This is a genomic window from Rhodopseudomonas sp. BR0M22, assembly GCF_010907035.1.
Taxonomy (GTDB): Bacteria; Pseudomonadota; Alphaproteobacteria; order Rhizobiales; family Xanthobacteraceae; genus Rhodopseudomonas.
Genome location: NZ_QUMK01000063.1, coordinates 25,659 through 34,917 on the forward strand (window position 1 = coordinate 25,659; position 9,259 = coordinate 34,917).

At 66.1% G+C, this 9,259-nt stretch carries 9 protein-coding genes; all 9 read left to right on the top strand.

The window, feature by feature from the left end:
* Positions 1–83: 83 nt before the first annotated feature.
* Positions 84–2,069: a transketolase gene (gene tkt / locus DY468_RS18935; RefSeq protein ID WP_164606329.1), complete on the top strand. Its 1,986-nt coding sequence runs from the start codon at positions 84–86 to the stop codon at positions 2,067–2,069.
* Between the two features lie 215 nt (positions 2,070–2,284).
* Positions 2,285–3,292 carry a type I glyceraldehyde-3-phosphate dehydrogenase gene (gene gap / locus DY468_RS18940; protein ID WP_164606330.1) on the top strand — a complete coding sequence of 336 codons (1,008 nt, stop codon included), beginning with the start codon at positions 2,285–2,287 and terminating at the stop codon, positions 3,290–3,292.
* 173 nt (positions 3,293–3,465) lie between these two features.
* Complete coding sequence (locus tag DY468_RS18945; protein ID WP_164606331.1) at positions 3,466–4,662, top strand: phosphoglycerate kinase; 1,197 nt, start codon at positions 3,466–3,468, stop codon at positions 4,660–4,662.
* Positions 4,663–4,762: 100 nt separating this feature from the next.
* Positions 4,763–5,044: an antitoxin MazE family protein gene (locus DY468_RS18950; RefSeq protein ID WP_164606332.1), complete on the top strand. Its 282-nt coding sequence runs from the start codon at positions 4,763–4,765 to the stop codon at positions 5,042–5,044.
* Positions 5,041–5,364 (top strand): type II toxin-antitoxin system PemK/MazF family toxin, encoded by a 324-nt coding sequence (locus DY468_RS18955; protein WP_164606333.1) that lies wholly within the window; start codon positions 5,041–5,043, stop codon positions 5,362–5,364. The genes DY468_RS18950 and DY468_RS18955 overlap by 4 nt, the downstream gene beginning before the upstream one ends.
* A gap of 54 nt (positions 5,365–5,418) precedes the next feature.
* Positions 5,419–6,453, top strand: coding sequence for a class I fructose-bisphosphate aldolase (locus DY468_RS18960; protein WP_107354363.1), 1,035 nt, complete (start codon positions 5,419–5,421; stop codon positions 6,451–6,453).
* 6 nt (positions 6,454–6,459) lie between these two features.
* Positions 6,460–7,119 carry a thiamine phosphate synthase gene (locus DY468_RS18965; RefSeq protein WP_164606334.1) on the top strand — a complete coding sequence of 220 codons (660 nt, stop codon included), beginning with the start codon at positions 6,460–6,462 and terminating at the stop codon, positions 7,117–7,119.
* 16 nt (positions 7,120–7,135) lie between these two features.
* Positions 7,136–8,227, top strand: a complete 1,092-nt coding sequence (locus tag DY468_RS18970; RefSeq protein ID WP_164606335.1) for a tetratricopeptide repeat protein — start codon at positions 7,136–7,138, stop codon at positions 8,225–8,227.
* A 103-nt stretch (positions 8,228–8,330) separates the two neighbouring features.
* Positions 8,331–9,119, top strand: a complete 789-nt coding sequence (locus DY468_RS18975; RefSeq protein WP_164606336.1) for an inositol monophosphatase family protein — start codon at positions 8,331–8,333, stop codon at positions 9,117–9,119.
* Positions 9,120–9,259 lie beyond the last annotated feature (140 nt).

Below are 9,259 nucleotides of genomic sequence, written 5' to 3' on the forward strand. Positions count from 1 at the left end.
CTGTTCATCGCCTTGCCATGGAGGCAGGGCACGTTCCGATTCCATCGGACCACCGACACCCTCATTCTCAGGCGGATTCAATCATGGCGCAGGTCGATCATTCCCGTATGGCAAACGCAATCCGGGCGCTGGCGATGGATGCGGTGGAGAAAGCCAAATCCGGCCATCCCGGCCTGCCGATGGGCGCCGCCGATGTGGCGACCGTGCTGTGGTCGCAGTTCCTGAAGTTCGATGCCGCCGATCCGCACTGGCCGGACCGCGACCGCTTCATCCTGTCGGCCGGCCACGGCTCGATGCTGCTTTATGCGCTGCTGTATCTGACCGGCAATGAAGAGCTGACGCTCGATCAGATCAAGAATTTCCGCCAGCTCGGCTCCAAGACCCCGGGCCATCCTGAGAACTGCATCACGTCGTCGGTCGAGACCACCACCGGTCCGCTCGGCCAAGGCGTGGCGTCCTCGGTCGGCACCGCGCTGGCTGAGCGGCTGCTGCAGGCCGAATTTGGCGACATCGTCGACCATTACACCTACGTGCTGTGCTCCGACGGCGACCTGATGGAAGGCGTCAGCCACGAGGCGATCGCGCTCGCGGGGCATCTCAAGCTGTCGAAGCTGATCTTCCTGTACGACGACAACGGCATCTCGATCGACGGCCCGCTGTCGCTCACCGACAATGTGGACCAGGTCGCACGCTTCCAGGCGCACGGCTGGAATTCGTTCCGGATCGACGGCCACGACCACAACGCGATCGCCGATGCGATCCGAAAGGCCCAGGCGTCCGACCGGCCGACCATGATCGCCTGCAAGACGACCATCGGATTCGGCGCGCCGCACAAGGCCGGCACATCGAAAGCGCATGGCGAACCGCTCGGTGCCGAAGAACTCGCCGGCGCCAAGAAGGCACTCGGCTGGGATTACGGGCCGTTCGAGATTCCCGACGACGTGCTCAGCGCCTGGCGCAATGTCGGCAAGCAGGGCGCCTCGGCACGCACCGACTGGCTGGCGCGATTCGAAGCCCTGCCGGCCGACAAGCGCGACGAATTCAAGCGGCGGGTGATCGACCGCAAGCGGCCCGCAGCGATTGCGGACGCGATCCGCGCGCTGAAGGACAAGCTCGTCGCCGAACCGCAGACCATCGCCACCCGCAAAGCCAGCGAACTCGCGCTCGAGGCGCTGACGCCGGTGGTGCCGGAATTGCTGCTCGGCTCAGCCGACCTGACGCCGTCCAACAACACCCGCGTCAAGCAGGCCAAGGACGTCACCCCGGACGATTTCTCCGGCCGTTACATCCATTACGGCATCCGCGAGATGGGTATGGCGGCGGCGATGAACGGCCTCGCGCTGCACGGCGGCTTCGCGCCCGCGGGCGGCACCTTCCTGTGCTTCACCGACTACGCCCGCCCGTCGATGCGGGTCGCGGCGCTGTCGCATGTGCCGGTGGTGTACATCATGACCCACGATTCGATCGGGCTCGGCGAAGACGGGCCGACCCATCAGCCGGTCGAGCATCTGGCGGCGCTGCGGGCGATGCCGAACATGCGGGTGTTCCGTCCCGCCGACGCAGTGGAAACCGCCGAGTGCTGGCAGCTCGCGCTGGAGAACACCAACGGGCCGACCGTCCTGGCGCTGTCGCGGCAGAACCTCGCTCAGGTGCGCACCGCGACGTCCGAGGCCAACCTCAGTGCCACGGGCGGCTATGAGCTGATCCCGGCGCCCGGCAAGGCGCAGGTCTCGATCTTCGCCACCGGCTCCGAAGTCGAGATCGCCGTCGCAGCGCAGAAGCTGCTCGAAGTGCAGGGCGTCGCCGCCCGCGTCGTTTCGGTGCCGTCGCTCGATCTGCTGCTGGCGCAGGACGATGCCACCCGCGCGGCCATCATCGGCGATGCGCCGGTCAAGGTCGCAGTCGAAGCTGCGGTGCGGTTCGGCTGGGATGCGGTTATCGGTCCGGACGGCGGCTTCGTCGGCATGACCGGGTTCGGTGCCAGCGCACCTGCCAAGGAGCTCTACAAACATTTCGGCATTACCGCCGAAGCTGTAGCGGACGCCGCTAAGCGTCGACTCGCAGCCTAATAACGCGGCGCTCGCAGGCCAGCGATTAAAGATCGCGCAATTTTGTCAGGCGCGGCAGTTCACCGCATCGGTGAGCCGCGCCTGCGGTAAGTCTTTGATCTGAATCATGAACGAGCGGATTGCAACCGCTCGGTATTTTGGGCATGAAACCGCGCAAGAGTACGGGGATTGCTCCGTCATAGAACTGAAAATCATCTGCAGCGAGGAGAAATTGGATGGCAGTCCGGGTCGCGATCAATGGGTTTGGCCGTATCGGCCGCAATGTTCTGCGGGCGATCTACGAGTCCGGCCGTAAGGATATCGAAGTCGTTGCGATCAACGATCTCGGCCCGGTCGAGACCAACGCCCATCTGCTGCGCTTCGACTCGGTGCACGGCCGGTTTCCGCATGAGGTGAAGGTCGACGGCGACACCATCGATGCCGGCCGCGGCAAGATCAAGGTGACGGCGATCAAGGATCCGTCGGCGCTGCCGTACAAGGATCTGGGCGTCGACATCGCGCTGGAATGCACCGGCATCTTCACCGCGCGCGATAAGGCCGCCGCGCTGCTGACCGCCGGCGCCAAGCGCGTTCTGGTTTCGGCTCCGTCGGACGGCGCTGACGCGACCATCGTGTATGGCGTCAACCACGAGACCCTGACCAAGGACCACATGGTGGTGTCGAACGGTTCGTGCACCACGAACTGTCTGGCTCCGGTCGCCAAGGTGCTGAACGACACCGTCGGCATCGAGACCGGCTTCATGACCACGATCCACGCCTACACCGGCGACCAGCCGACGCTGGACACCATGCACAAGGATCTCTACCGCGGCCGCGCCGCGGCGATGTCGATGATCCCGACTTCGACCGGCGCCGCCAAGGCGATCGGCCTGGTGCTGCCCGAGCTGAAGGGCAAGCTCGACGGCGTCGCGATCCGCGTGCCGACCCCGAACGTGTCGGTGGTCGACCTCAAGGTTATCGCCAAGAAGGCCACCACCAAGGAAGAAATCAACGACGCCATCAAGCGCGCCGCCGAGCAGGAGCTGAAGGGCATCCTCGGCTACACCAACGCGCCGAACGTCTCGATCGACTTCAACCACGATCCGCACTCGTCGACCTTCCACATGGACCAGACCAAGGTGCAGAACGGCACGCTGGTGCGCGTGATGTCGTGGTACGACAACGAGTGGGGCTTCTCCAACCGCATGGCCGACACCGCCGTCGCGATGGGCAAGCTGATCTGACGGCCTGTTACTTGTGAACTCATGGTTCGAGACGCGGGCTTTCGCCCGCTCCTCACCATGAGGACTATGTCCGGCGCGAGGAGCTTGTCTCCTCGCCGCTTTGGAAGCCTCATCCTGAGGAGCCGAGCGCAGCGAGGCGTCTCGAAGGATGGGCCCCACACACAGGGTTCATCATGACAAAGACATTCCGCACCCTCGACGACGTCGATGTGAAGGGCAAACGCGTGTTGCTGCGCGTCGACCTCAACGTGCCGATGGACGCCGGCAAGGTGACCGACAGCACCCGGCTCGAGCGCGTTGCGCCGACCATTACCGAGATCGCATCCAAGGGCGGCAAGGTGATTCTGCTGGCGCATTTCGGCCGGCCGAAGGGACGCGACGACAAGAATTCGCTGAAGCCGGTCGCGGCCGCGCTCGCGGACGTCGTCAAGAAGCCGGTCGGCTTTGCCGACGACTGCATCGGCGAGCCCGCCGCCAAGGCGATCGCCGCGATGGCCGACGGCGACATCCTGTGCCTGGAAAACACCCGCTTCCATCCCGAGGAAGAGAAGAACGATCCGGCGTTCGTGGAGAAGCTCGCCGAGCTCGGCGACATCTGGGTCAACGACGCGTTCTCGGCCGCGCACCGCGCCCACGCCACCACCGAAGGCCTCGGCCACAAGCTGCCGGCCTATGCGGGCCGCACCATGCAGGCCGAGCTGGTGGCGCTGAACAAGGCGCTGGAAGCGCCGACCAAGCCGGTGATCGCGATCGTCGGCGGCGCCAAGGTGTCGAGCAAGATCGATCTTCTCGAAAACCTGGTCACCAAGGTGCAGGCGCTGGTGATCGGCGGCGGCATGGCCAACACCTTCCTGCATGCTCAGGGCGTCAAGGTCGGCAAGTCGCTGTGCGAGAAGGATCTGGCGGAAACCGCGCTGCGGATCATGAACAAGGCCGAGGCCGCCAACTGCGCCATCATCCTCCCCGTGGACGCCACCGTGGCGTATCACTTCGAGGCCAACGCGCCGTCGTTCGCCTATGGGCTCGACGCAATCCCGCCGGACAGCATGATCCTCGATGTCGGCCCGCGCTCGATCGAGCGCATCCACGCCGCGATCGACGACGCCGCCACCCTGGTGTGGAACGGCCCGGTCGGCGCGTTCGAGCTGACGCCGTTCGACAAGGGCACGGTCGAGGCCGCCAAGCACGCCGCCAAGCGCACCAAAGCGGGTAAGCTGGTGTCGGTGGCGGGCGGCGGCGACACCGTCGCGGCGCTCAACCACGCCGGCGTTGCCGACGACTTCACCTACATCTCGACCGCCGGCGGCGCCTTCCTGGAGTGGATGGAAGGCAAGCCGCTGCCGGGCGTGGAAGTGCTGCGGGTCAAGTGATCCGTCTCGCCGGCGCCCATCGCGGCGCCGGCTTGCGACCACCTCCGCCGGAGCCTATCTTGCGTTACATGTAACGCTCCGGTTGGAGGGGATTGCCGCGATGGACAAGCCGGTCGACAAGCCTGCGGGGGCAAAGCTCACGCGCCGCCCCGGCACAGCGGCTAAGCCGCGCAGCGCCACCGCCGAGCGCGTCCGCCGCCACCGCGAGAAGATGAAGGCGATGGGGCTAAAGCCGGTGACGATCTGGGTCCCGGACGACTACAACTCGCCGGAATACAAGGCCAAGATCAGGCGGCAGTGCCTGCTGCTCAAGAACGATCCGCACGAACAACAGATCCTGGCCGAAACTGAAGACTGGTTTGATCCAGAAGGCTGGAAGTGACCCGAGGCGACGTCGTTCTGGTCGCGATGCAGGGCGACTACGGCAAGCCGAGGCCTGCCGTAGTCGTGCAGGTCGACGACTTCGAGGAGGTCCCCTCCCTCGCGATTTTGCCCCTTACCACTGAACTGCGCGATATCCCGGCGATCCGCCTTGCGGTCGAGCCGACCCCGGATAATGGCCTCCTGCAACGGTCGCAGATCATGGTGGATAAGATCACGGCTGTCGCGCGGCGCCGGGTTGGCCAACGGATCGGTTCCCTCTCCACCGACGACATGGCCGCGGTCAATCGCGCCCTCGCCATCTTCCTCGGCATTGTCTAAGACCCTGTCCGAACGGCTTCCCACCTCAACAAGAACAGCCAAAGGAGAGACGCGATGAACCTCGCTGACTTGAACCAGATCGCTCGCGCCATGGTGGCGCCCGGCAAGGGCATTCTCGCCGCCGACGAGTCGTCGGGGACGATCAAGAAGCGGTTCGACGTGATCGGGGTGGAGTCGACCGAGACCAATCGCCGCGACTATCGCGAGATGCTGTTCCGCTCCAAGGAAGCGATGAGCGACTACGTCTCCGGCGTGATCCTTTACGACGAGACGATCTGGCAGAACGCCGCCGACGGCACTCCGCTGGTGAAGCTGATCGAGCAGGCCGGCAGTATTCCCGGCATCAAGGTCGACGAGGGCACCCAGCCGCTGCCGAACTGCCCGGGCGAGACCATCACGGTCGGCCTCGACAAGCTCGCCGAACGGCTCGCCAAGTACTACAAGCAGGGCGCCCGCTTCGCGAAATGGCGCGCCGTGATCGACATCGACACCGCCCGCGGCGTACCGACCCATACCGCGATCATGACCAACGCCCATGCGCTGGCGCGCTACGCGGCGCTGTGCCAGCAGGCGCAGATCGTGCCGATCGTCGAGCCCGAGGTGCTGATGGACGGCGCCCACGACATCGACACCTGCTACAACGTCACCGAATGGGTGCTGAAGGAAACCTTCCAGCAACTCTACTTCCAGCGCGTCGCCCTCGAAGGCATGATCCTGAAGCCGAACATGGCGGTCCCGGGCAAGAAATCGGCTAAGAAGGCGTCGGTGCAGGAAGTCGCCGAGAAGACCGTGAAGCTGCTGAAGGCCTGCGTGCCGTCGGCGGTGCCGGGCATCGCCTTCCTGTCCGGCGGCCAGTCGGACGAAGAAGCGACGGCCCACCTCGATGCCATGAACAAGATCGGCGGCCTGCCCTGGGGCCTCACCTTCTCTTACGGCCGTGCCCTGCAGGCCGCGCCGCAGAAGGCGTGGTCGGGCAAGGCCGAGAACGTCGCGGCCGGTCAGGCCGCGTTCACGCACCGGGCCCGGATGAACTCGCTCGCCGCCAAGGGCGAGTGGAGCGCCGAGCTCGAAACCAAGAAGGCCGCCTGAGCTGCAATGAACGCCAAGCCCGCCCCATCGCGTCCGGCGCCGCGCCTGTATCTGGCGACGCCGGCGATCGCCGATCCCGCCGCCATTGTCGGGGCCCTGCCGAAGCTGCTCGCCGCCGCCGATGTGGCGGCGGTGCTGCTGCGGCTGGAACCGTCCGATCCGCGCACCCTGACGTCGCGGATCAAGGCGGTGGCACCGGCGGTGCAGGCGGGCGGCGCGGCGCTGCTGGTCGACGGCCACGCCGATCTGGTGGCCCGCGGCGGCGCCGATGGGGCGCATCTGACCGGCCTCGAAGCGATGCAGGAATGGCTGCCGCAATTGCAGCCGTCCCGCATCGCCGGGGTCGGCGGGCTCGAAACCCGCCATGATTCGATGATCGCCGGCGAAGCCGGTGCAGATTATGTGCTGTTCGGCGAGCCCGGCGCCGACGGAACCCGGCCCTCGGCCGAGGCGATTGCCGAGCGGCTGGACTGGTGGGCGGAGCTGTTCGAGCCGCCGTGCATCGGGTATGCGACCAGCCGCGAGGAAGTCCATCAATTCGCCACAGCAGGTGCCGATTTCGTGCTGGTCGGCGACTTCATCTGGAGCGCCGAAGATCCCACGGCCGCGCTGGCGGACGCCGGTGAAGCGCTCCGCCAAGGCTTCGCTGCCGCCCCCCGGCAATGACACATTGGATTCGACGATGAAGGCGCTGCGCGCATTCGCGATTGTTGCGGCTTCGCTGCTGTTTGCGACCGGTGCCACAGCGCAGATCTCGCTGTCGCCGCCGTCTTCTGCGAACCCGTTCCCGAAGCCGCTGGAGCCGGAGAAGCCGAAGCCCAGGCCGCCGGCTCCTGCCAAGGCCCCCGCTGCGCAGGCCAAAGACAAGGACAAGAAGCCGGCCGACAAGTCCGACGCCAAGGCCGCCAATGGCGCCGGCGCGGCCGAAGCCGACGATCCCAATGTCGATCTGGTCTACGGCGCCTATCAGCGCGGCTTCTACAAGACCGCGTTCGAGCTGGCGCAGAAGCGCGCGGCCGACAACGACGCCAAAGCCATGACCATGCTGGGCGAGCTCTATGCCAACGCCCTCGGGGTCAAGCGCGACTACAAGAAGGCGGTCGAGTGGTACCAGCGAGGCGCCGATCTCGGCGACCGCGAGGCGATGTTTGCGCTGGCGATGGCGCGGATGGGCGGCCGTGGCGGCCCACCGAACCGCGAAGAAGCCGCCAAATGGCTGGCGCAGGCCGCCAAGCTCGGCGAGCCGAAGGCAGCCTATAATCTGGCGCTGCTGTATCTCGACGGCCAGACCTTCCCGCAGGATGTGAAGCGCGCCGCCGAATTGCTCAGGATCGCTGCCGACGCCGGCAATGCGGAAGCGCAATATGCGCTGGCGACCTTCTACAAAGAGGGGACCGGCGTGCCCAAAAACGTCGAGCAGTCAGTGCGGCTGCTGCAGGCCGCGGCGCTCGCCGGCAACGTCCCGGCCCAGGTCGAATATGCGATCGCGCTCTATAACGGCACCGGCACCCCCAAGAACGAGCCGGCCGCCGTTGCGCTGCTGCGCAAGGCTGCGCGCGCCAACAACCCGATCGCCCAGAACCGCCTCGCCCATGTGCTGGTCACCGGCCAAGGGGCAACGCGCGACATCGTCGAGGCGATGAAGTGGCATCTTGTCGCCAAGACCGCCGGCAAGGGCGATCTGTTGCTCGACCAGACCCTGGCGCAGATGTCGCCCGAAGATCGTGCCAAGGCCGAAGAAGCGGCCCGCACCTGGATCGGCGGAAGCAAATGATCCGGGTTGACGCCGCCCGCCGCAAAGGGCACCCCTTCGGCGGCAATCCCCTCACAATCCCTTCCAGACCGGACCCGTTCGCAGGTCGTCACGAGACCAGACCATGATCCATTCCGCCCTCATCAACGTCATGGTCAAGGCCGCGCGCCGCGCCGGCCGCAGCCTCAAGCGCGACTTCGGAGAAATCGAGAATCTCCAGGTATCGCTGAAGGGCCCGGCGAACTTCGTGTCCCGCGCCGACAAGCGCGCCGAAGAGATGCTGTACGAAGACCTGTCCAAGGCGCGGCCGGGCTACGGCTTCCTCGGCGAGGAAGGCGGCGTGCGCGAAGGCGCCGACAAGAGCCATCGCTGGATCGTCGATCCGCTCGACGGCACCACCAACTTCCTGCACGGCATCCCGCATTTCGCGATCTCGATCGGGCTCGAGCGCGAGGGCACGATGATCGCCGGCCTGATCTACAATCCCGCCAATGAGGAGCTGTACATCGCCGAACGCGGCAAAGGTGCGTTCCTCAACGACACGCGGCTGCGCGTCGCCAACCGCCGTGAACTCCCCGACTGCGTGATCGGCTGCGGCCTGCCGCATCTCGGCCGTGGCAACTTTGCGCAGAACCAGCGTGAGATGGCGGCGCTGCAGCCCAAGGTCGCCGGCATGCGCCGGTTCGGCACCGCCTCGCTCGACCTCGCCGCGGTCGCGGCCGGCCGCTTCGACGGGTTCTGGGAGCGCGATCTGTCGCCCTGGGACATCGCGGCCGGCATCGTCATGATCCGCGAAGCCGGCGGCACCGTCGGCGACATCAACGGCGCCGATGTGCTCAAGACCGGCAACATCGTCTGCGGCAACGAGATCATTCATGCCGAACTGGTGCGGATCTTGAGGCCGCTGAGCTGAGAGGCTCGATCGGCCGACGATCCCGACAACAGCCGTCATCGCCGGGCTCGACCCTACGAGATTCACACATCTGGCCTTAGCTTCCAGCCTGCGAGCATGGCTCTGAGGGATTGGAGGCCGTGGAGGATCACGATGGGGCC

Coding starts and splice junctions, on each gene's coding strand:
- DY468_RS18945 (WP_164606331.1), top strand. CDS start 3,466: ATGACAAAGACATTCCGCACCCTCGACGACGTCGATGTGAAGGGCAAA.
- DY468_RS18975 (WP_164606336.1), top strand. CDS start 8,331: ATGATCCATTCCGCCCTCATCAACGTCATGGTCAAGGCCGCGCGCCGC.
- tkt (WP_164606329.1), top strand. CDS start 84: ATGGCGCAGGTCGATCATTCCCGTATGGCAAACGCAATCCGGGCGCTG.
- DY468_RS18950 (WP_164606332.1), top strand. CDS start 4,763: ATGGACAAGCCGGTCGACAAGCCTGCGGGGGCAAAGCTCACGCGCCGC.
- DY468_RS18965 (WP_164606334.1), top strand. CDS start 6,460: ATGAACGCCAAGCCCGCCCCATCGCGTCCGGCGCCGCGCCTGTATCTG.
- DY468_RS18970 (WP_164606335.1), top strand. CDS start 7,136: ATGAAGGCGCTGCGCGCATTCGCGATTGTTGCGGCTTCGCTGCTGTTT.
- DY468_RS18960 (WP_107354363.1), top strand. CDS start 5,419: ATGAACCTCGCTGACTTGAACCAGATCGCTCGCGCCATGGTGGCGCCC.
- gap (WP_164606330.1), top strand. CDS start 2,285: ATGGCAGTCCGGGTCGCGATCAATGGGTTTGGCCGTATCGGCCGCAAT.